This is a genomic window from Streptomyces sp. NPDC101118 (assembly GCF_044759445.1).
Classification (GTDB): Bacteria; Actinomycetota; Actinomycetes; order Streptomycetales; family Streptomycetaceae; genus Streptomyces.
In genome coordinates this window covers 124,278-145,314 of sequence record NZ_JBIVZG010000018.1, presented here as the reverse complement: position 1 = coordinate 145,314, position 21,037 = coordinate 124,278, and the positions used below count along the sequence as shown (strand labels likewise).

Sequence of the window (21,037 nt, the reverse complement as noted above, 5' to 3'; positions counted from 1 at the left end):
GCTGACTCACGGCTCACGATCCGGCGTTGACGTTGGCAAGGACTGCGACGGCGACCGCCAGGACCACGGACCCGCCCAGCAGCGCGCTGAGGTAGGTCTGCACGTTGCCGGTCTGGGCGCGGCGGACCAGGGTGCCGAGCAGCCGGGGTGCGGCGCCCGCGCCGCGTACGTACGTGTCCACGACCTCGCGGTCGAGGAAGCGGACCAGTCCGGCGGCGGCCAGCACGGGCCGTACGAACAGGGCGGCGTAGACCGCGTCGAGGTGGAAGCCCGCCTCGGCGTGGCGGTGCAGCGGACCCAGCAGGGCGCGGCCGGGGTCGGCGGCGGGGGCCGTCGGCACGCCGGGGTGCTCGTGGGTGACCTCGGCGACCTCGGGGGCCTGGGCGGCGGAGGCGACCTCCTCGGCGGCGGCGACGGAGGCCGGTTCGGTGCCGGGGGCGGGGCGTGCCCCGGCGGCCCGGCGGGCCAGTGCGGCGGAGGCGCGCTGCCAGAGGCCGTACGTGACGAGGGCGCCGATGAGCGCGGCACCGATGCCCAGCACGGAGGTGGCCACGGTGGGGGTGAGCGGGTGGCCGTCGAACCAGTCGTCGAGGACGTATCCGGCGAGGCCGAAGGTGATCGACGGGACGGCCAGCAGCCACAGCACGCCGGTCATGGCGAGCGGCTCCCTGCCGTGGTCCGGGGCGGCGGCGCCCCGGCCGCGGAAGGCCATCAGCCAGAGGCGGGTGGCGTACGCGGCGGTGATGAGGGCGGTGACCAGTCCGGCGACCAGGACCGTCCAGCCGGCCGCGGTGGGCGCGAGCTCGGTGTCGCCGACGGCCGCGTGCTCGGCGGCGACCAGCACGGCCTCCTTGGAGAAGAAGCCGGCGAAGGGCGGGAGGGCCGCGAGCGCGAGGAGCGCGACGGTCATCGTCCAGTAGGCGTCGGGGATGCGCTTGGCCAGGCCGTCCATGCGGGCCATGGCGGACAGCGAGTTGGTCCCCGCGGCGTGGATGATCACGCCGGCGCCGAGGAAGAGGAGCGCCTTGAAGGCGCCGTGGGACAGGAGGTGGAAGACGGCGGCACCGCGGTCGGCGACGGCGAGGGCGCCGACCATGTAGCCGAGCTGACCGATCGTCGAGTAGGCGAGGACGCGCTTGATGTCGTCCTGGGCCAGGGCGGCGAGGGCGGACCCGATCATCGTCACCGCGGCCATGACGGCCATCACGACCAGCGCGGCCTGGGAGGCCGTGAAGACCGGGAGGAGCCGGGCGATGAAGTAGACGCCGGCCGCGACCATCGTCGCGGCGTGGATGAGGGCGGAGACCGGGGTCGGGCCCGCCATGGCGTCCGGGAGCCAGGTGTGCAGCGGGAACTGCGCCGACTTGCCGGCGACGCCCGCGAGGAGCAGCAGGGCGATCAGCGTCGGGTGGTCGAGCCCGCCGGACACGACGGCACCCAGGATCCTGGTGATCTGGAAGGAGCCGGCGTCGACGGCGAGCGCGAAGAGGCCGAAGAGGAAGGGCACGTCGCCGAGCTTGGTGACGAGGAAGGCCTTGAGGGAGGCGGAGCGGGCCGCTTCGGTCTCCCAGTAGTGGCCGACCAGGAAGTACGAGCAGATGCCCATGACCTCCCAGCCGACCAGCAGCACCATCAGGTCGCCGGAGTAGACGACGAGGAGCATGGCGGAGGTGAACAGGGACACCAGGGCCGCGTACGACGGGTAGCGCGGATCCTCGCGCAGGTACGCCGTCGAGTAGAGCTGCACGCAGGTGGCGACCAGTCCGACCAGCACCGCGGCCAGTACGGCGAAGCCGTCCAGGTACAGGGCCAGGTCGATCGGGACCGAGCCGGTGGGCGTCAGCTCCGTCGAGGCGACGATCGGCTTGCCGCCGCCCTGCCGGACGGCGACGAGGACGGCCAGCGCCGCGGCGGCCAGGGTGGGCAGGACGGCCAGCGGCCGGACGAATCCGGGAGCCTTGCGGCCGAGGAGCAGTCCGGCCACCGCGCCCAGGAAGGGCAGTACGGGGACGAGGACGGCGAGGGTCGTGGTGGTCACGCGGCGGCTCCGGTCACGCTGTCCGCGGGCTGGGCGGTGGTCTGGTCGGTCCCGGCGGGCCCGGTGGCCTCGGCGGTGTCGCGCAGCCGGTCGACGTCGGCCGTGCCTCGGTTGCGGTAGACCATCAGCACGATGGCCAGGCCGATGCCGATCTCGGCGGCGGCGATGGCGATGGTGAAGAGGGTCAGCGCCTGCCCGGCGTGGAGCCGGTCGCGCAGCCAGACGTCGAAGGCGACGAGGTTCAGGTTGACGGCGTTGAGCATCAGCTCGACGGACATCAGCACCAGGATCGCGTTGCGGCGGGCGAGCACGCCGTACACGCCCGTGCAGAACAGGAGTGCCGCGAGGACGGCGGGATAGGCCAGGTGCATCAGCGCTGCTCCTTACCGTCGTTCGGGCCGTTGTCCGGGCCGTTCTTGCGGGACAGCACGATGGCGCCGACGAGGGCCGCGAGCAGCAGCACCGACAGCGCCTCGAAGGGCAGCACCCAGTGCTGGAAGAGGATCTCGCCGGAGACCTTCGTCGAGCCCTGGACGGGCCCGTCGAGGTCGATCCAGGTGGTGCGGAAGGCGTCGACGACCACCCAGACCAGGGCCGCCGCGGCGGCCGCGGCCACGGCGAGCGCGGCCCACCGGTTGCCGGAGTCGGCGTCCGGGGAGCGGCCGATGGGGGCCTTGGTGAGCATCAGCCCGAAGAGCAGGAGGACGACCACGGAGCCGACGTAGATCAGCACCTGGACCCAGGCGATGAACTCGGCCGTCAGCAGCAGGTACTCGACGGCGATGCCGCCGAGCGCGACGACCAGCCAGAGGGCGGCGTGCACGAGCTGCTTGGTGGTGACGGTGACGACGGCGGCGCCGAGGGTGGCGATGCCGACGAGCAGGAAGGCGATCTCCACGCCGGTGGGCGAGAGGAAGCCGGGGTGGCCGCTGGCGGCCAGGGCGGCGGCTGCGGTGCTCACGCGTCTCCCTCCGGGGCGGCCGGGGGCCGGGGGCTGTCCTCGGCCGGGGTGCCGGCCTCGGGGGCGGCCGCGGCGGCGGCCTCTGCGGCGGCCTGGGCCTCGGCCTTCTCGACGGCCTTGCGGGCGGCCGCGACCTCCTTGGGCTCCTCGGCCCGGGGGTCGAGGGCCGGCGGGGCCGGGACCGTCCACATCCACTCGCGCAGCTTGTCGCGCTCGTGGGTCAGCTCGTGGATGTCCGTCTCCGCGTACTCGAACTCCGGCGACCAGAAGAGGGCGTCGAAGGGGCACACCTCGATGCAGATGCCGCAGTACATGCAGAGCGAGAAGTCGATGGCGAAGCGGTCCAGCACGTTGCGGCTGCGCTCGCGGCCGCCGGGGGTCGCGGCGGGGACCGTCTCCTTGTGGGAGTCGATGTAGATGCACCAGTCGGGGCACTCGCGCGCGCAGAGCATGCACACGGTGCAGTTCTCCTCGAACAGGCCGATGACCCCGCGGGTGCGCGGGGGCAGGGCGGGCTGCACGTCGGGGTACTGCGCGGTGTGGGCGCGCCTGGTCATGGTCTTCAGCGTGACCGCGAGGCCCTTGGCGAGGCCGGAGCCGGGGATGGGGGGCATTACTGGATCGCCACCTTCACGATGCCGGTGAGCGCGATCTGGGCGAGCGCGAGCGGGATGAGTGTGGTCCAGGCGAGCTTCTGGAGCTGGTCCTCGCGCAGCCGGGGGTAGGTCACCCGGAGCCAGATCACGCCGAAGGCGAGGACCGCGGTCTTGAGCAGCGTCCAGAACCAGCCGAGGCCGTCGCCGCCGAACGGGCCGTGCCAGCCGCCGAGGAAGAGGACGGTGGTCAGGGCGCACAGGACGACGATGCCGGCGTACTCGGCGAGCAGGAACAGCGCGAAGCGCAGGCCGGTGTACTCGGTGTACGCGCCGAAGATGATCTCGGAGTCGGCGACGGGCATGTCGAACGGGGGGCGCTGGAGCTCGGCGAGGCCGGCGGTGAAGAACACCAGGCCGCCGACGATCTGCCAGGGCAGCCACCACCACTCGAAGGCGCTCACGATGCCGGGCAGCGAGACGGTGCCTGCGGCCATCGCCACGGAGGCGGCGGCCAGCAGCATCGGCAGCTCGTAGGCGAGGAGCTGGGCGGCGGTGCGGAGGCCGCCGAGGAGGGAGAACTTGTTGGCGGAGGCCCAGCCGGCCATCAGGCTGCCGAGGACTCCGACGCCCATGACGGCCAGCACGAAGAACAGGCCGGCGTCGATGAGCTGGCCGACCGCGCCCTCGCCGGGGCCGATCGGGATGGCGACCAGGACGAGCAGGTAGGGCAGCAGCGCGACGGCGGGGGCGAGCTGGAAGATGCGGCGGTCGGCGTTGGCCGGGACCACGTCCTCCTTCTGCGCGAACTTCACGCCGTCGGCGACGAGCTGGGCCCAGCCGTGGAAGCCGCCGGCGTACATGGGGCCGAGGCGGCCCTGCATGTGGGCCATCACCTTGTGCTCGGTCTGCCCGATGACGAGGGGCAGCACGAGGAAGACCGCGAAGACGACGATCAGTCGCAGCGCGACGTCGAGGACGTCGTTCACGCGTCGCCTCCGGTGGTGTCGGGGTCGGTTTCGGTGGTGGCCGGCCCGGCGGCGGGCTTCTGCCGTGCCCCGGGCCCGGCCTCGGGGTCCTGCTCCGGGGCGGGGGTCGCCTCGGGGGCGGCCTCGGGTCCGGCTTCCGGGCCGGGTTCCGGCGCGGGCGCCGGGGCGGCGGCCTGCTCGGGGGCGGGTTCCGCCGCGGGCGTCGGCTCGGCGGCCTGGTCCGGGGCGGGTTCTTCCGCCGCAGGGGCCGGCGCGGGCGTCGCCTCGGGGGCCGGGGTCGGGGCCGCCGCGGGTTCGGCTGCCAGGGTGGGCTCGGCCGGGCGGTCCGCGGGTGCATCGTCGAACGCCGGGCGGGGGTTGTGCCAGGGGGCGTCCGAACTGCGGGCAGCCGGGGGCTCCGCCGGCGCCGGGGGACCCTCCGTGCCGGCCGGGGCCGGGGCGGCCGCCTGGCTCGCGGAACCGTCGGACGCGCTGCGGGTGCGGCGCGGCGGACGGGCCGGGCGCTCGGCCGGAGCCGCGGGCGCGCCCTCGGTGCCGGGGGCCGCGGTGGCCTCCGGGCCGGCGGCGGCCTGGCTCGCCGAACCCTCCGCCACCGAGCGGGCACGGCGTACCGGACGCGCCGGGGCCTCCGCCGCCTCGCCGGCCTGGCTCGCGGAACCGGCCCCGGCGGTACGCGCCCGGCGGGCCGGGGCGTCGCCCGCCGCACGCGGGGTACGGGCGGGCCGGGCCGGAGCCGGGGGCAGCTGGCCCTTGAGCGGGCCCCAGTCGTTCGGGTCGGGCACGCCCGGCGGCAGCATGGTGCGCCGCTTCGGGCCGCCGTGGTCGGCGCCCTCGCCGGGCTCCTTGGCGCCGGGCCAGGCCTTGGCGACCCGGGCGGCCAGGACGAAGTCCTTGCGCAGCGGGTGGCCCTCGAAGTTCTCCGGGAGCAGCAGCGGCACGAGGTTCGGGTGGTCGGTGAAGGTGACGCCGAACATCTCGTACGTCTCGCGTTCGTGCCAGGCCGCGCCCGCGTAGACGTCGACCGCCGTCGGCAGCGTGGCGGCCGCGTGCGGGACGGTGGTGCGCAGCAGCAGGCGGCGCACCCGGCCGCCCTCCAGGGCGACGACGTGCGCGCACACGCGGAAGCCGGTGCCCGGCTCGTCGACCGCGCTCAGCCAGTCGAAGTAGGTGCAGCCCAGCTTGTCGCGGGCGATCTCCAGGGAGGCGATCCAGGACCCCACGGGCACGTCGACCGTGAGCAGGTCGTACGCCGCCTCCGCGGTGGCCTCGGCGCCGAAGATCTCGGCGGCGCCGTCCGGCAGCTGGTCGTAGGGGTGCGTCATGCGGCACCTCCGGAGTTCCGCTCGCCGTCGGCCGGCGCATCCGCGGGCGACGTGGCCGGCGGCCCGGCCGGCGCGTCGGCACCCGGTGCCGGCGGCGGCGTGACCAGCCCGCTGGTCAGCGCGCCGACCGAAGGCCGCGCGGACCCGGCGCCGTACCGCTCGTCGAGCGACTCGCGGGCGATCTTCTCCTGGAGCTTGAGGATGCCCTGGAGCAGCGCCTCGGGCCGCGGCGGGCAGCCCGGCACGTAGACGTCGACGGGGATGATCTGGTCCACGCCCTTGGTGACGGAGTACGAGTCCCAGTACGGGCCGCCGCAGTTGGAGCACGCCCCGAAGGAGATGACGTACTTCGGCTCCGGCATCTGCTCGTACAGCCGCTTGACGGCCGGGGCCATCTTGTCGGTCACCGTGCCCGAGACGATCATCAGGTCGGCCTGGCGGGGCCCGGGCGCGAACGGGATCACGCCGAGCCGGATGAAGTCGTGCCGCGCCATGGACGCGGCGATGAACTCGATCGCGCAGCAGGCGAGCCCGAAGTTGAAGACCCAGAGGCTGTAGCGGCGTCCCCAGTTGAGGACCACCTTCATCGGCTCGGGGGCCAGACGGGCGAGTGCTCCCAGCCTCTTGGGCTCTGGGAGCAGCTCAGGGGTGCGGGCGCCCCCGGCGTCGGGGGCGGGGCTCGTCACGTCCATTCGAGGACGCCCTTCTTGTATGCGTAGAGCAGACCGACGGCCAGGAAGCCCAGGAAGATGAACATCTCGACCAGGGTCGTGGCCCCGTAGCCGGGCGCGGCGAACACCGTCGCCCACGGGAAGAGGAAGATCGAGTCGACGGCGAAGATGACGTAGAGGAACGCGTAGACGTAGTACCGGACCTGGGTGTGGGCCCAGCCCTCACCGACCGGGTCGACGCCGCATTCGTACGTCAGGAGCTTCTCGGGGGTCGGGACCACCGGGCGCAGCAGCCGCCCCGCCCCGAAGGCCACGGCGACGAAGAGCACGCCGATCACGGCGAGCAGGCCGACGACCGAATAGCTCTCGAAATAATCGGCCGCGAGCACGGTCACGGTCGTTACCGTCCGTTCGGGCACGTCCGCTCCTCGTTCTGTGACCACTGTCGACGTTCTGTTACGCACGGGAGTCTAGGGCCTGCCAAATGCGGGGTGGGGTTATCCCCCGTTCACGAGGCCCGGCCACCCCATGGCAGCGGCTGCCGGGCACACGGCAGGCTGTGCTCCATGACCACGAGCGCCTTCACCCCCGCCGGCGACGACCGGCCCCCGCCCGTACGCCCCGCCTTCGACGCGGTGACCTGGCGGGAGATCGGATACCTGCTCTGGAACCTCCCGATGGCGCTCATCGGATTTGTTTACGTGGTTTTCATGATTGGCGTATCGGGCGGCCTGGCCGTCACCGCCATCGGGCTCCCCCTGATGGCTGCCGGTCTGCTCGGATCCCGCCAGCTCGGCAAGGCGGAGCGGATACGCGCCCGGCTGCTGCTGGGCACGCACGTGGACGAGCCGACCCCCATCCCCACCCGCCCCGGCTTCTTCCCCTGGCTGTGGACGAGCCTGAAGGACCCGGTCGGCTGGCGGAGCGTGCTGTACGGCGCCATCCGGCTGCCGTGGGGCGTGCTGACCTTCTCCGTCACGCTGATCGGGCTGTTCGTGCTGTGGCCGGTGCTGCCGTACGTCGCCCGGGCGCTGACGAACGCGGACCGCGCGATGGTGCGGGGGCTGCTCTCGCCCTCCGACGAGCTGGAGCGGCGCATCGCCGAGCTGGAGTCGGACCGGGGCGTGGTGGTCGACACGGCCGCCGCCGACCTGCGGCGCATCGAGCGGGACCTGCACGACGGCGCCCAGGCCCGGCTCGTCGCGCTGGCGATGGGGCTGGGCCTGGCCAAGGAGAAGCTGCTGGAGGACCCGGACGCGGCCGCGGTGATGGTGGACGAGGCGCACGGCGAGGTGAAGCTGGCCCTGCAGGAGCTGCGGGACCTGGCCCGCGGGATCCACCCGGCGGTCCTCACCGACCGGGGTCTCGACGCCGCGCTCTCCTCCGTGGCCGCCCGCTGCACCGTGCCGGTGAAGGTGTCGGTGGACCTGCCGGCCCGTCCCGCGGAGGCGATCGAGGGCATCGCGTACTTCACGGTCTCCGAGCTGCTGCAGAACGTCAGCAAGCACGCCCGGGCCCGCACGGCGGGCGTCGAGGTGTGGCGCTCGGGGAACCGGCTGCTGCTGCGGGTCACCGACGACGGCGCGGGCGGGGCGCGGCAGGACCGGGGCAGCGGGCTCGCCGGGCTGGCGGAGCGGCTGGGCGCAGTGGACGGCGTCTTCGTCGTGGACTCCCCCGAGGGCGCCGGTACGACGGTCACGGCGGAGCTGCCGTGGCGGGACCGGGTGCACTGACCGGGTCGGTACGGGGACGGACGGGCGCGGCCGGTACGGACCGGGCGCGCCCGTCCCCGTACGCCCCGGCGCCCCCGCGGCGCCCGGCGCGCGCCACACGGGGGTGGGGTTAACCCCCCGTCGAGGAGACCGACCCGCCGCATGGTCCCGGCGGGGCCCCGCCGACGAGGCTGGGGGTACGAACGGAAGCGGCGGCAGCGGCGGCCCGGCGGGCCGGGACGGGCCGGACACGACAGGACGGATGGTTCCCATGGACATCGACCAGCGGCGGCCCCGGCGGCCCGCCCTGCTGACCGCCCCCTTCGAGGGGCGCACCTGGCGCGAGTTCGGGTACATCATGATCGGCTTCCCGTTCGCCACCCTGTACTTCTGCGTGGCCGTCACGTTGCTCTCCGCGGGCGCCGGCCTGCTGGTGACCTTCCTCGGCGTCCCGCTGCTCGCCGCCTCCCTCGGGGTCTTCCGGGGCTTCGGGGCCGTCGAGCGGGCCCGGGCGCGGACCATGCTGGGCCGGGAAGTCGCCGACCCGGAGCCGGAGCCGCGGCGCAAGGCGGGGGCGCTCTCCTGGATGGGCGCGATGCTCAAGAGCGGTGCGAACTGGCGCCACGCCCTCTACATGGTGATCCACTTCCCCTGGGCGGTCTTCTCCTTCTGCGTGGCCCTGACGCTGATGGCCTACGGCTGGTCGATGGCGCTGTACCCCGCCTGGTACTGGGTCTTCCCCGCCTTCACCGACCAGCCCGGCCTCCAGCTCTACGGCGACGGCCACGGCGACGGCGTCTACCTGGACAGCCCCCTCCGGATCGCCGGCGCGTCCGTGATCGGCGTCGTGCTCGTGCTGGTCACGCCCTGGGTGGTGCGCGGTCTGACCACCGTCGACCGGGTGCTGGTGGCCGGACTGCTCGGCCCGTCCCGGCTGGCCACGCGGGTGACCGAGCTGGAGTCGGACCGGGGCGTGGTGGTCGACACCGCCGCCGCCGACCTGCGGCGCATCGAGCGGGACCTGCACGACGGCGCCCAGGCCCGGCTCGTCGCGCTGGCCATGGACCTGGGCCTGGCCAGGGAGAAGCTGGCCGAGGACCCGGATGCCGCGGCGCGGATGGTCGACGAGGCGCACGGCGAGGTGAAGATCGCCCTCCAGGAGCTGCGGGACCTGGCCCGCGGGATCCACCCGGCGGTCCTCACCGACCGGGGCCTGGACGCCGCGCTCTCGTCGGTGGCCGCCCGCTGCACCGTGCCGGTCCGGGTGCGGGTGGACCTGCCCGGCCGGCCGGCTCCGGCGATCGAGGGCATCGCGTACTTCACGGTCTCCGAGCTGCTGCAGAACGTCAGCAAGCACGCCCGGGCCCACACGGCGAGCGTGGACGTGTGGCGCTCGGGCGACCGGCTGCTGCTCCAGGTGGCCGACGACGGTACGGGCGGGGCCCGGGCCGGCGCGGGCGGCGGGCTCGCGGGGCTGGCGGAGCGGCTGGACGCGGTGGACGGCGTGCTGGTCGTCGATTCGCCGGAGGGCGGCGGTACGACGGTCACGGCCGAGCTCCCCTGGCGGGGCTGACCCGCCGCAGGGGCGGAGGGTCGGCCTCCGCCCCCGGCCGCCGCGCAGCGGCACCGTTGCAGATCCATGAAAAGCGAAAACCCGCACCCCGCCGGGTGCCCCGGCTGGCCTCAACCCACCCACGAGACTGCGATGCTTGGCTCGTACCGCCGGACACGGCACGCCGGATACGGCACGAGCGAACGCGGGAGCGGTTGAGACGTGGAGCAGGACAGGGTGCGGGTGGTCATCGCCGAGGATTCAGTGCTGCTGCGTGAGGGCCTGACCCGGCTGCTGACCGATCGGGGGCACGACGTCGTGGCGGGCGTCGGGGACGCGGAGGCCCTGCTCAAGACGGTCGCGGACCTCGCGGCCGAGGACGGCCTGCCGGACGTGGTGGTCGCCGACGTGCGGATGCCGCCCACGCACACCGACGAGGGCGTGCGGGCCGCCGTACGGCTGCGCCGCGACCACCCCGGCATAGGCGTGCTGGTCCTGTCGCAGTACGTGGAGGAGCAGTACGCCACGGAACTGCTGGCCGGGTCCAGCACCGGGGTCGGCTACCTGCTCAAGGACCGGGTAGCCGAGGTACGAGAGTTCGTGGACGCCGTGGTCCGCGTGGCGCGGGGCGGTACCGCCCTCGACCCCGAGGTCGTCGCCCAGCTGCTGGGCCGCAGCCGCAAGCAGGACGTACTGGCGGGGCTGACCCCGCGGGAGCGCGAGGTGCTGGGCCTGATGGCCGAGGGCCGGACGAACTCCGCGATCGCCAGGCAGCTGGTCGTCAGCGACGGCGCGGTGGAGAAGCACGTCAGCAACATCTTCATGAAGCTCGGCCTGTCGCCGAGTGACGGGGATCACCGGCGGGTCCTCGCCGTTCTCACCTACCTGAATTCCTGACTACCTGACACTCTGTCAGCTAGCCGGAAGCCGGAATATCCGCCCATGGCAAGCCGTCTCACACGGATGGCGTCTCATTTCTGCGTCCAGCATATGAGAGGCCCCAGGAAGGGCACCCTTACCGACGTAGGGTTGGCCTTGGGACGCTCACGCCTCGAAGGAGGTCCAGTTCAGTGACCAGCCAGGTCAGTAGCCCAGCCGAGCAGGCCGACGGGGCCGATGAGGCCGTCGTCGGGGAGCAGCGCACGCCCGCGGACGCCGGCGGCACGGCGGCGCAGGGCGAAAAGGAAGTCCGCAAGCTCGACCGCGTGATCATCCGTTTCGCGGGTGACTCGGGTGACGGCATGCAGCTGACGGGTGACCGTTTCACCTCCGAGACGGCGTCCTTCGGCAACGATCTTTCGACGCTTCCGAACTTCCCCGCAGAAATCCGCGCGCCCGCAGGCACCCTGCCGGGCGTTTCCTCTTTCCAGCTGCATTTCGCCGACCACGACATCCTGACGCCGGGCGACGCCCCGAACGTCCTGGTGGCGATGAACCCGGCGGCGCTCAAGGCGAACATCGGCGACGTGCCGCGCGGCGCGGAGATCATCATCAACACCGATGAGTTCACCAAGCGCCCGATGGCCAAGGTCGGCTACGAGACCTCGCCGCTGGAAGACGGCTCGCTCGACGCGTACAGCGTCCACCCGGTACCGCTGACCACCCTGACGGTCGAGGCCCTGAAGGACTTCGGGCTCTCCCGCAAGGAGGCCGAGCGCAGCAAGAACATGTTCGCGCTGGGCCTGCTGAGCTGGATGTACCACCGGCCCACCGAGGGCACGGAGAACTTCCTGCGGCAGAAGTTCGCCAAGAAGCCCGACATCGCCGAGGCGAACGTGGCCGCCTTCCGGGCCGGCTGGAACTTCGGCGAGACCACGGAGGACTTCGCCGTCTCCTACGAGGTGGCGCCGGCCACCCGGGCCTTCCCGCCCGGCACCTACCGGAACATCTCCGGGAACCTGGCCCTCTCGTACGGCCTGGTCGCCGCCTCCCAGCAGGCCGACCTGCCGCTCTACCTGGGCTCGTACCCGATCACGCCGGCCTCGGACATCCTGCACGAGCTGAGCAAGCACAAGAACTTCGGCGTGCGGACCTTCCAGGCCGAGGACGAGATCGCGGGCATCGGCGCGGCCCTGGGCGCGGCCTTCGGCGGCGCGCTGGCCGTGACCACCACCTCCGGGCCGGGTGTCGCGCTGAAGTCGGAGACGATCGGCCTGGCGGTCTCCCTGGAGCTGCCGCTGCTGATCGTCGACATCCAGCGCGGCGGCCCGTCCACCGGCCTGCCCACCAAGACCGAGCAGGCCGACCTGCTCCAGGCGATGTACGGCCGCAACGGCGAGGCCCCGGTCCCGATCGTGGCCCCCCGGACCCCCGCGGACTGCTTCGACGCCGCCCTCGACGCGGCGCGGATCGCGCTCACGTACCGCACGCCGGTCTTCCTCCTGTCCGACGGCTACCTGGCCAACGGCTCCGAGCCCTGGCGGGTCCCGGACGTGGAGGAGCTGCCCGACCTGCGGACGCGGTTCGCCACCGGCCCGAACCACACGCTGGCCGACGGCACCGAGGTCTTCTGGCCGTACAAGCGCGACCCCGAGACGCTGGCCCGCCCGTGGGCGGTCCCCGGCACCCCCGGGCTGGAGCACCGGATCGGCGGCATCGAGAAGCAGGACGGCACGGGCAACATCTCGTACGACCCGGCCAACCACGACTTCATGGTCCGCACCCGCCAGGCCAAGATCGACGGCATCGAGGTGCCCGACCTGGAGGTGGACGACCCGGACGGCGCGGGGACCCTGGTCATCGGCTGGGGCTCCACGTACGGCCCGATCACGGCAGCGGTACGGCGGCTGCGGATCGCCGGCGTCCCGATCGCCCAGGCCCACCTGCGCCACCTGAACCCCTTCCCCAGGAATCTGGGCGAGGTCCTGAAGCGTTACGACAAGGTAGTGGTGCCCGAGATGAACCTCGGACAGCTCGCGATGCTGCTGAGGGCGAAGTACCTGGTCGACGCCCAGTCGTACAACCAGGTCAACGGCATGCCCTTCAAGGCGGAGCAGCTCGCGAAGGTCCTCAAGGAGGCCATCAATGACTGAGACGACGGCCCACTCCCTGCTCTCCCTGGTCCCCAAGGCCGAGGCCAAGCAGTCCATGAAGGACTTCAAGTCGGACCAGGAGGTCCGCTGGTGCCCCGGCTGCGGTGACTACGCGGTGCTCGCCGCCGTACAGGGCTTCATGCCCGAGCTCGGCCTGGCGAAGGAGAACATCGTCTTCGTCTCCGGCATCGGCTGCTCCTCGCGCTTCCCGTACTACATGAACACGTACGGGATGCACTCCATCCACGGCCGCGCCCCGGCCATCGCGACGGGCCTGGCGTCCTCGCGCCGGGACCTGAGCGTGTGGGTGGTCACGGGTGACGGCGACGCGCTGTCGATCGGCGGCAACCACCTGATCCACGCCCTGCGGCGGAACGTCAACCTCAAGATCCTGCTGTTCAACAACCGGATCTACGGTCTGACCAAGGGCCAGTACAGCCCCACCTCCGAGATCGGCAAGATCACCAAGTCCACGCCGATGGGATCGCTGGACGCGCCGTTCAACCCGGTGTCGCTGGCGATCGGCGCCGAGGCCTCCTTCGTGGCCCGGACCGTCGACTCCGACCGCAAGCACCTCACCGAGGTGCTGCGCGCGGCGGCCGAGCACAACGGCACGGCGCTGGTGGAGATCTACCAGAACTGCAACATCTTCAACGACGGCGCCTTCGAGGTCCTGAAGGACAAGGACCAGGCACAGGAGGCCGTGATCCGGCTGGAGCACGGGCAGCCGATCCGCTTCGGGGCCGACAACCACAAGGGCGTCGTCCGCGACCCTGCGACCGGTGACCTGAAGGTGGTCGAGGTGACCCCGGAGAACGAGGGCTCGGTCCTGGTCCACGACGCTCACTCCGCGTCGCCGACCACGGCCTTCGCGCTCTCCCGGCTGGCCGACCCCGACACCCTGCACCAGACGCCGATCGGCGTGTTCCGCAGCGTGGCGCGGCCGGTGTACGACACCCAGATGGCGGACCAGCTCGACGACGCCATCGAGCAGCGCGGCAAGGGCGACCTGGGTGCGCTCCTGACCGGCAACGACACCTGGACGGTCGTGGGCTAGCCCAGCGGCGCACCGTACCGGCGGAAGCCCGGGCCCCCTTCGGGAGGCCCGGGCTTCCGCATGTCCGATCCCGGGATGCACTTTCGAAAAGTTAGCGCTTTCTGTAAGGTAGTGCTCATCGCAACCGGCACGTCCCCGCCGCACCGAAGGAGCGCCCCCATGAGCATCGTCGTCACCGGAGCCACCGGAGCACTTGGCCGCCTCGTCATCGACGAGCTGCTGGACCGGGTGCCGGCCGGCGAGATCGCCGCCGTCGTCCGCGACGAGGCCAAGGCCGCCGGCCTGGCCGCCCGCGGCGTGGAGCTGCGGGTGGCCGACTACGACCGGCCCGAGAGCCTGGCCGGCGCCTTCCGCGCCGGCGACCGCGTCCTGCTGATCTCCGGCAACGAGATCGGCCGCCGCGTCGCTCAGCACACCGCGGTGATCGAGGCCGCCCGGGCCGCGGGCGTCGCGCAGCTCGCGTACACCGGGATCCTCGGCGGGCCCGAGGCGGACTTCGAGCTGGCCGCCGAGCACAAGGAGACCGAGACGGCGATCCTCGCCTCGGGCCTGCCCTACACCTTCCTGCGCAACGGCTGGTACCACGAGAACTACACCGCCAACCTGGGCGCGGTCCTGGAGCACGGCGCGGTCGTGGGCAGCGCCGGGGACGGCCGGATCGCCTCCGCCGCCCGGGCCGACTACGCCGCCGCGGCCGCCGCCGTCCTGACCGGCGAGGGGCACCTGAACGCCGTGTACGAGCTGAGCGGCGACCACGCCTGGAGCCTGGCCGAGTACGCCGCCGAGGTCGCGGCCCAGTCGGGCCGGGCGGTCGTCCACTCCGACGTGCCGGCCGCCGCACACCTGGAGGTCCTCAAGGGCGCCGGGCTGCCGGAGGGCTTCGCCGCGGTCCTGGTCGACGTCGACGCCGCGATCTCGCGCGGCGCCCTGGCCGGAACCGGCGGGGACCTGCGCCGGCTGATCGGGCGTCCGACGACACCGGTGGCCGAGGCCATCTCCCGGGCCCTGGCCTGACCTGGCCTTCCATCCCTGATCAGCCCGGTCCGGAGCCGTCCGGGCCGGGCTGCGTCCGGAATACGGTCACGAGCGTCACGTATTTACGGGCATGACACGAGGGGTGTCCGAAAGCTACCGTCGAGAGGTTGGCGTACAGCAGCTCTGGAGGGTCCGTGAAGGTACGCAGTGAGCAGCGGACGGGGCTGCTGTACGGGTTCGGCGCCTACGGCATGTGGGGCCTGGTCCCCCTCTTCTGGCCGCTGCTGAAGCCGTCCGGCGCGGTCGAGATCCTCGCGCACCGGATGGTGTGGTCCCTGGCCGTGGTGGGCGTGGCCCTGCTGGCCCTGCGCCGCTGGGGCTGGATACGCGAGCTGGTGCGTCGGCCTCGCCGGCTGGCGCTGACCGCAGTCGCGGCCACCGTGATCACGGTGAACTGGGGCGTCTACATCTGGGCGGTCAACAACGACCACGTCGTCGAGGCCTCGCTCGGCTACTTCGCCAACCCCCTCGTCGTGATCGCCATGGGCGTGCTGCTGCTGGGCGAGCGGCTGCGGCCGCTGCAGTGGGTGGCGGTCGGCATCGGCTTCGCCGCGGTGCTGGTGCTCGCCATCGGGTACGGGCGGCCGCCCTGGATCGCGCTGACGCTGGCCTTCTCCTTCGGCACGTACGGCCTGATCAAGAAGAAGGTCAACCTCGGCGGACTGGAGTCCCTCGCGGCGGAGACCGCCATCCAGTTCCTGCCCGCCCTCGGCTACCTGCTCTGGCTCGGCTCCGCGGGGCAGTCCACCTTCGGCACCGAGGGCGCGGGCCACGCGGCCCTGCTCGCCGCGACCGGTGTCGTGACCGCCGTACCGCTGGTCTGCTTCGGCGCCGCCGCGATCCGGGTGCCGCTCTCCACGCTGGGGATGCTGCAGTACCTCGCGCCCGTCTTCCAGTTCGCACTCGGCGTCCTGTACTTCCACGAGGCCATGCCGCCCGAGCGGTGGGCCGGCTTCGCGCTGGTGTGGGCCGCGCTGGTGCTGCTGACCTGGGACGCGCTGCGCACCGCGCGCCGCACGAGGGCCGAGCCGGCGCGGCGTACGGCGGAGCCGGCGCCGGCCGCGCCGGTGCGGGAGGCCGCGTCCCCTTCGTAACCGCCGAACCCACCAGACTCACACGCGCAGGCGCCCGTACGGACTTCCGTACGGGCGCTTGTCCGTATGACGAACACACCTGACCGAATAATGCTCTTGACGGAGAGTCAGGCTCTCGCTGAACATCAGGCACGCACGGTCGCTCCACCAGCTCGAACAGCTGCTGCCGCCAGGACAGCTCTTGCCGCTCGAGCCGCTCCACTGCACTGACCTCGCACGTTCCGTTCTGTCCCCGTTCGGAATACCGGAGCCCCCACATGAGCCTCTCCGTCCCCCGGCGGCTGGCCGCCGTGACCGCACTCGCGGTCGCGGGCCTGTTCGCCTCCACCGCCCCCGCCGCGCTCGCCGCCCCCGCGGCCGTGGCCGAAGCGCCGACCCCGCCGGACATCCCCCTCGCGAACGTCAAGGCGCACCTGTCCCAGCTCCAGACGATCGCGACGAACAACGGCGGCAACCGCGCGCACGGGCGCACCGGCTACAAGGCCTCGATCGACTACGTGAAGGCCAAGCTCGACGCCGCCGGCTACACCACCACGCTGCAGACCTTCACCTCCAGCGGCGCCACGGGCTACAACCTGATCGCCGACTGGCCCGGCGGCGACCCGAACTCGGTCCTGATGGCCGGCTCGCACCTCGACTCGGTCAGCTCGGGTCCCGGCATCAACGACAACGGCTCGGGCTCCGCGGCCGTCCTGGAGACCGCGCTGGCCGTCTCCCGGGCCGGGCTCCAGCCCACCAAGCACCTCCGCTTCGGCTGGTGGGGCGCGGAGGAGCTGGGCCTGGTCGGGTCGAAGTACTACGTGAACCAGCTGCCCGGCACCGAGCGCGCGAAGATCTCGGGCTACCTGAACTTCGACATGATCGGCTCGCCGAACCCGGGCTACTTCGTCTACGACGACGACCCCACGATCGAGCAGACCTTCAAGACCTACTTCGCGGGCATCGGCGTGCCGACGGAGATAGAGACCGAGGGCGACGGCCGGTCCGACCACGCGTCGTTCAAGAACGTGGGCATAGCCGTGGGCGGCCTCTTCACGGGCGCCAGCAACACCAAGACCAGCGCCCAGGCGCAGAAGTGGGGCGGCACGGCCGGGCAGGCGTTCGACCGCTGCTACCACTCCTCCTGCGACACGACGTCGAACATCAACGACACCGCGCTCGACCGGAACAGCGACGCCGTCGCCTACGCGATCTGGAACCTGGGCGCCTCGACCCCGGTCCCGCCCGGCCCGTCCTTCGAGAGCACCACGGACGTCAACATCCCGGACTACCCCGCGGCCGCGGTGAACTCGCCGATCACGGTCTCCGGCGTCACGGGCAACGCGCCGGCCACCACCAAGGTGGACGTGAACATCGTCCACACCTACCGCGGTGACCTGATCGTGGACCTGGTGGCCCCGGACGGCTCGGTCTACAACCTGCACAACCGCAGCGGCGGCAGCGCCGACAACCTCGTCCAGAGCTACACCGTCAACGCCTCCAGCGAGGTCGCGAACGGTGTCTGGAACCTGCGGGTGCGTGACGCCGCCGCCCAGGACATCGGCTACATCAACAGCTGGAAGATCACCTTCTGAGCCGGCCGCCGATGACCGCCCACCGAGGCTGAGGAAACGAACCCGCTCCCGTGGTCAGAGTTCCACGGGAGCGGGTTCGATGCGTGAGCGGAGTTCGTCCGCGACGGCCGCGATGTCGGCCTTCCCCAGCTTGGCCGCCTCGACCAGGTCGCCGAGGAGTTCGGGCGAGGGGAGCCGGTCCGCCCCGGCCACCCGCAGGTACGAGCGGGTCGCGGCGGCGGCGTAGAACTCGTTCATCGGCGATTCCAGGGCCGGGCACACGGCCAGCGTGTGCAGGAACGCGGCGGCCCGCCAGGCGATGTCGGGGGGCGGCGCGTCCGGCAGCAGCACCAGGTCGCTCTGGTGGCGGGCCACCGCGGCCACCACGCCCGAGGGGTCCCAGACCGCCGGGTCGGAGGGCAGGTGGTGGGCCAGTGCCGTCCAGGCCCACTCCTCGGTGATCTTCAAGTGCCGAACCGCTTCTGGAAGTAGCCCCAGTGGTCGGCGAACTCCTCGATCCCGGCCAGGAAATCGCGCCGGTCCTGGTCCAGTTCGCGCTCGGTGACCTCGGTGATCAGCGCGGTGACGGTCGTCCCCAGGGCCGCCGCCCGCGCCTTGAGGCGGTCGTGGAACTCCTCGTCCAGGCGGATGGTGACGTGTCTCGACATGCCGTCAACCGTACAGCGACGGCGCTGTACGGGACACCGGAACGGGCGAGGGGTGGCCCGGGACACACGTCCCGGGCCACCCCGCACCGTCTCCGTGACGGCCCCGCCACGGGCCGGCGCCGCACCGCTCGCCGGCGCCGGACTCCGCGCGGCGCCCGGCTACTTGGCGGCGTTGGCCGCCTTCAGCAGCGCGTCCTTGGTGACCGCGCCGACGTACACCTTGCCGTTGTCGGTCACGAGCGCGTTGACCACGCGGGTCGACAGGATCCGGCCCTCGCCGAACTTCCCGGAGACCTTGTCGCCGATGGAGTCGAGGAAGGTCTGGGCCTGCTTCGGGACGTCCTTCTCGCCCTTGACCGCGTTCAGGCCCTTGCCGCCCGGGACGCTGATCTCCGCGATCGTGGCCCAGCCCTCGCCGATGACCTTCGTCTCGCCGCCCCCGGCACCGGCGCCGCCGGCCAGACCCTCCGTCAGGCCGCCGAGGCCCGGCAGCGACTCCAGCTGCTTGAGCGCCTCTTCGTGGCCGTTCCTGCCGCCCTTGCCGAAGTCCTTCTCGGCGTCCTTGCCCTCGGTCACCTTGGCGCCCTTGGGCGGGGCGAAGGAGAAGGTGTCCGCGGCCGGCTTCGAGAAGTCGACCTTGGTGAAGCCCGCGTCGAGGATCGGCTTGCCGCCCTCGCTGGAGATCACCTGGACGCGCAGCGGGGTGCCGTTCTTCCCGTCCACCGCGATCTTGACCGAGCCGATCGTGGAGCCGCTCTGCTTGGGCGTGAGGACCAGCTGGTACGCGTCCCGGCCGGCGACCTGCGCGGTGTCGCCCACGCTGACGTCGGTCGTCGGACCGGCCGCCTTCAGCGCCTCCTGGGCGATCTCCTTCGGGGTGGCGGGCACGCGGTCGGCCGTCTTGTGGCGCGGGCCGCCCTCGTGCGCCTCCTCGGTGTCGTGGAAGACCTGGTTGGACTTGCTGTCGTAGCCCCACACGTCCTTGCCGTTGTGGATGAGGCTGTACTCGTCCGGGCCGTCCACGAAGGTGAGCTTCTGGCGGTCCGGGCCGTCGGCCGCGACCTTGAAGGTGTGGGTGCCGGTGACCAGCTCGGCGAGCCGGTCCTCCGGGTTCGCCGAGCCGCCGGCGCCGCCCCCGCCGCCCAGCGCGCCGCCGAGCAGGCCGTCCGCGAAGGACGGCAGTCCGAGGTCGGTGCTGACCTTGGCCGTGCCGGACAGCTGCTGCGTGTCCGACGCGGCGATCTTCTCGATGAGCTCCTGTGCCGAGATCTTCGGCAGATCGGGGCTGCCGTTGGCCGCGAGCGCCGGGACCAGCCCGATCGTCGCGGCGGCCACGCCCGCCACCGCTACCGGTACGACGTACCGGGCGGCCTTGCGGCGGCCCGCCCGGAGGTCCGCGGCCTCTTCGGCCTGAGCGCCCTCGGGGTTTCCGCTTACGTTCGGTGCCATCTTCGTCCTGCCTCCGTGTCACCCGATGTGGTGGGGATGGTGCATCCATCTGACCAAACGGGAGCCGCCGGAGCGTCAGACCACGGATTCAACTCCGCGTACTACGCAGGGATGACACAAAAGGGCGCCGCCTCCCCCATCCCGTAGGGGACGGGGGGCCGGAGGTCGCACCCGCCGGACTCAGCCCGCGCGGTGGACGACCGCGTCGCACAGCTCCTGGAGCGCGGCCTTGGCGAAGCACTCGGGCAGCGGCGCCAGCGTGGACCGCGCCTCCTCCGCGTACCGGATGGTGTCGCGGCGGGCCTGCTCCAGCGCCGGGTGCACCCGCAGCCGGGCCAGCGCCTCGGCGTGCCGGGCGTCGTCGGTGAGGTCGCTGTCCAGCAGCGCCACGAGGTCCAGGTCCTCCGGCCGGCCGTCGCGGGCCGCCAGCTCGCGCAGCCGGAGCACGGGCAGCGTCGGGATGCCCTCGCGCAGGTCCGTACCCGGGGTCTTGCCGGACTCGTGGGAGTCGGAGGCCACGTCCAGCACGTCGTCGGCCAGCTGGAAGGCGAGGCCGAGGCGCTCGCCGTACTGGGTGAGGATGTCGACGACGCTCTCTTCGGCGCCGGACATCATCGCGCCGAAGCGGCAGGACACCGCGACGAGCGAACCCGTCTTGCCGGCCATGACCTCCAGGTAGTGCTCGACCGGGTCCCGGCCGTCGCGCGGGCCCGCGGTCTCCAGGATCTGGCCGGTCACCAGCCGCTCGAAGGCCTCGGCCTGGATGCGGACGGCCTCGGGGCCGAGGTCGGCCAGGATGTGCGAGGCGCGGGCGAAGAGGAAGTCACCCGTCAGGACGGCCACCGAGTTGCCCCAGCGGGCGTTCGCGCTGGGCACGCCACGGCGCACGTCCGCCTCGTCCATGACGTCGTCGTGGTACAGCGTGGCCAGGTGCGTGAGCTCCACCACCACGGCGGACGGCACGATCCGCGGCGTGTGCGGGTCCCCGAACTGCGCGGCGAGCATCACGAGCAGCGGGCGGAAACGCTTGCCACCGGCGCGCACCAGGTGCTGCGCGGCCTCGGTGATGAAGGGGACGTCACTCTTGGTGGCTTCGAGCAGACCCTCCTCGACGGCCGCCAGTCCGGCCTGGACATCGGTCTCAAGAGCCTGGTCCCGCACGCTCAGTCCGAACGGCCCGACGACGGTCACGAGGGGTACTCCTGTCTGCTGACTCACACGGTTTGTCGATGTGTCGCTGCCATCACTCAAGTCAGCGTATCCGGTCCGTTTTCGATCTCGGAGAGCGGCCGTGCTCCAGCCCCCGCGCAG

General features: G+C 72.4%; 20 protein-coding genes. 8 read left to right on the top strand and 12 right to left on the bottom strand.

Going from position 1 to position 21,037, the window contains the following annotated elements; translation table 11 throughout:
* Nucleotides 1-13: 13 nt before the first annotated feature.
* The 8 genes from ACIQUQ_RS26380 to ACIQUQ_RS26345 are packed head-to-tail and all read right to left on the bottom strand — an operon-like array spanning nucleotide 14 to nucleotide 6,993.
* The gene (locus tag ACIQUQ_RS26380) at nucleotides 14-2,038 is read right to left on the bottom strand and encodes an NADH-quinone oxidoreductase subunit L (RefSeq protein WP_403980386.1); all 2,025 of its coding nucleotides are present in this window, start codon (nucleotides 2,036-2,038) and stop codon (nucleotides 14-16) included.
* Complete coding sequence (nuoK, locus tag ACIQUQ_RS26375; protein WP_403980383.1) at nucleotides 2,035-2,409, bottom strand: NADH-quinone oxidoreductase subunit NuoK; 375 nt, start codon at nucleotides 2,407-2,409, stop codon at nucleotides 2,035-2,037. Before nuoK ends, ACIQUQ_RS26380 begins: the two co-directional genes overlap by 4 nt.
* Nucleotides 2,409-2,999: an NADH-quinone oxidoreductase subunit J gene (locus ACIQUQ_RS26370; protein WP_403980381.1), complete on the bottom strand. Its 591-nt coding sequence runs from the start codon at nucleotides 2,997-2,999 to the stop codon at nucleotides 2,409-2,411. The genes nuoK and ACIQUQ_RS26370 overlap by 1 nt, the downstream gene beginning before the upstream one ends.
* On the bottom strand, nucleotides 2,996-3,613 hold the full coding sequence (locus ACIQUQ_RS26365; RefSeq protein WP_403980378.1) for a NuoI/complex I 23 kDa subunit family protein: 618 nt from the start codon (nucleotides 3,611-3,613) through the stop codon (nucleotides 2,996-2,998). The genes ACIQUQ_RS26370 and ACIQUQ_RS26365 overlap by 4 nt, the downstream gene beginning before the upstream one ends.
* Entirely contained in the window at nucleotides 3,613-4,581 is a 969-nt protein-coding gene (locus ACIQUQ_RS26360) for an NADH-quinone oxidoreductase subunit H (protein WP_399945922.1), read from the bottom strand. The genes ACIQUQ_RS26365 and ACIQUQ_RS26360 overlap by 1 nt, the downstream gene beginning before the upstream one ends.
* Nucleotides 4,578-5,903: an NADH-quinone oxidoreductase subunit C gene (locus ACIQUQ_RS26355; protein WP_403980376.1), complete on the bottom strand. Its 1,326-nt coding sequence runs from the start codon at nucleotides 5,901-5,903 to the stop codon at nucleotides 4,578-4,580. Before ACIQUQ_RS26355 ends, ACIQUQ_RS26360 begins: the two co-directional genes overlap by 4 nt.
* Entirely contained in the window at nucleotides 5,900-6,595 is a 696-nt protein-coding gene (locus ACIQUQ_RS26350; RefSeq protein WP_403980373.1) for an NADH-quinone oxidoreductase subunit B, read from the bottom strand. The genes ACIQUQ_RS26355 and ACIQUQ_RS26350 overlap by 4 nt, the downstream gene beginning before the upstream one ends.
* Nucleotides 6,586-6,993 (bottom strand): NADH-quinone oxidoreductase subunit A, encoded by a 408-nt coding sequence (locus tag ACIQUQ_RS26345; protein ID WP_399945914.1) that lies wholly within the window; start codon nucleotides 6,991-6,993, stop codon nucleotides 6,586-6,588. Before ACIQUQ_RS26345 ends, ACIQUQ_RS26350 begins: the two co-directional genes overlap by 10 nt.
* Nucleotides 6,994-7,140: 147 nt before the next feature.
* Here ACIQUQ_RS26345 and ACIQUQ_RS26340 point away from each other — a divergent pair, with 147 nt between their 5' ends.
* The 8 genes from ACIQUQ_RS26340 (at nucleotide 7,141) to ACIQUQ_RS26305 (ending at nucleotide 17,630) form a co-directional block, all read left to right on the top strand.
* Nucleotides 7,141-8,307 (top strand): sensor histidine kinase, encoded by a 1,167-nt coding sequence (locus tag ACIQUQ_RS26340; protein WP_403980371.1) that lies wholly within the window; start codon nucleotides 7,141-7,143, stop codon nucleotides 8,305-8,307.
* 250 nt (nucleotides 8,308-8,557) lie between these two features.
* The gene (locus ACIQUQ_RS26335; RefSeq protein WP_403980369.1) at nucleotides 8,558-9,859 is read left to right on the top strand and encodes a sensor histidine kinase; all 1,302 of its coding nucleotides are present in this window, start codon (nucleotides 8,558-8,560) and stop codon (nucleotides 9,857-9,859) included.
* Between the two features lie 216 nt (nucleotides 9,860-10,075).
* Nucleotides 10,076-10,735, top strand: coding sequence for a LuxR C-terminal-related transcriptional regulator (locus ACIQUQ_RS26330; protein WP_403663942.1), 660 nt, complete (start codon nucleotides 10,076-10,078; stop codon nucleotides 10,733-10,735).
* A gap of 173 nt (nucleotides 10,736-10,908) precedes the next feature.
* Complete coding sequence (locus tag ACIQUQ_RS26325; RefSeq protein WP_403980367.1) at nucleotides 10,909-12,870, top strand: 2-oxoacid:acceptor oxidoreductase subunit alpha; 1,962 nt, start codon at nucleotides 10,909-10,911, stop codon at nucleotides 12,868-12,870.
* Complete coding sequence (locus ACIQUQ_RS26320) at nucleotides 12,863-13,927, top strand: 2-oxoacid:ferredoxin oxidoreductase subunit beta (RefSeq protein WP_403980365.1); 1,065 nt, start codon at nucleotides 12,863-12,865, stop codon at nucleotides 13,925-13,927. The genes ACIQUQ_RS26325 and ACIQUQ_RS26320 overlap by 8 nt, the downstream gene beginning before the upstream one ends.
* A 159-nt stretch (nucleotides 13,928-14,086) precedes the next feature.
* Nucleotides 14,087-14,941, top strand: coding sequence for an SDR family oxidoreductase (locus ACIQUQ_RS26315; protein WP_403980362.1), 855 nt, complete (start codon nucleotides 14,087-14,089; stop codon nucleotides 14,939-14,941).
* 155 nt (nucleotides 14,942-15,096) lie between these two features.
* Nucleotides 15,097-16,056 (top strand): EamA family transporter RarD, encoded by a 960-nt coding sequence (gene rarD / locus ACIQUQ_RS26310; protein WP_403980360.1) that lies wholly within the window; start codon nucleotides 15,097-15,099, stop codon nucleotides 16,054-16,056.
* A 257-nt stretch (nucleotides 16,057-16,313) separates the two neighbouring features.
* Nucleotides 16,314-17,630: a M28 family metallopeptidase gene (locus ACIQUQ_RS26305; protein WP_403980358.1), complete on the top strand. Its 1,317-nt coding sequence runs from the start codon at nucleotides 16,314-16,316 to the stop codon at nucleotides 17,628-17,630.
* A 54-nt stretch (nucleotides 17,631-17,684) separates the two neighbouring features.
* On the opposite strand, the gene ACIQUQ_RS26300 is transcribed toward ACIQUQ_RS26305, so the two are convergent.
* From ACIQUQ_RS26300 to ACIQUQ_RS26285, 4 genes are all read right to left on the bottom strand, one after another.
* Nucleotides 17,685-18,077: a hypothetical protein gene (locus ACIQUQ_RS26300; RefSeq protein ID WP_399945893.1), complete on the bottom strand. Its 393-nt coding sequence runs from the start codon at nucleotides 18,075-18,077 to the stop codon at nucleotides 17,685-17,687.
* On the bottom strand, nucleotides 18,074-18,277 hold the full coding sequence (locus tag ACIQUQ_RS26295; protein WP_399945891.1) for a hypothetical protein: 204 nt from the start codon (nucleotides 18,275-18,277) through the stop codon (nucleotides 18,074-18,076). Before ACIQUQ_RS26295 ends, ACIQUQ_RS26300 begins: the two co-directional genes overlap by 4 nt.
* A 159-nt stretch (nucleotides 18,278-18,436) precedes the next feature.
* The gene (locus tag ACIQUQ_RS26290) at nucleotides 18,437-19,726 is read right to left on the bottom strand and encodes an outer membrane lipoprotein carrier protein LolA (protein WP_403980356.1); all 1,290 of its coding nucleotides are present in this window, start codon (nucleotides 19,724-19,726) and stop codon (nucleotides 18,437-18,439) included.
* A gap of 180 nt (nucleotides 19,727-19,906) precedes the next feature.
* Nucleotides 19,907-20,917, bottom strand: a complete 1,011-nt coding sequence (locus ACIQUQ_RS26285; RefSeq protein ID WP_403980354.1) for a polyprenyl synthetase family protein — start codon at nucleotides 20,915-20,917, stop codon at nucleotides 19,907-19,909.
* Nucleotides 20,918-21,037 lie beyond the last annotated feature (120 nt).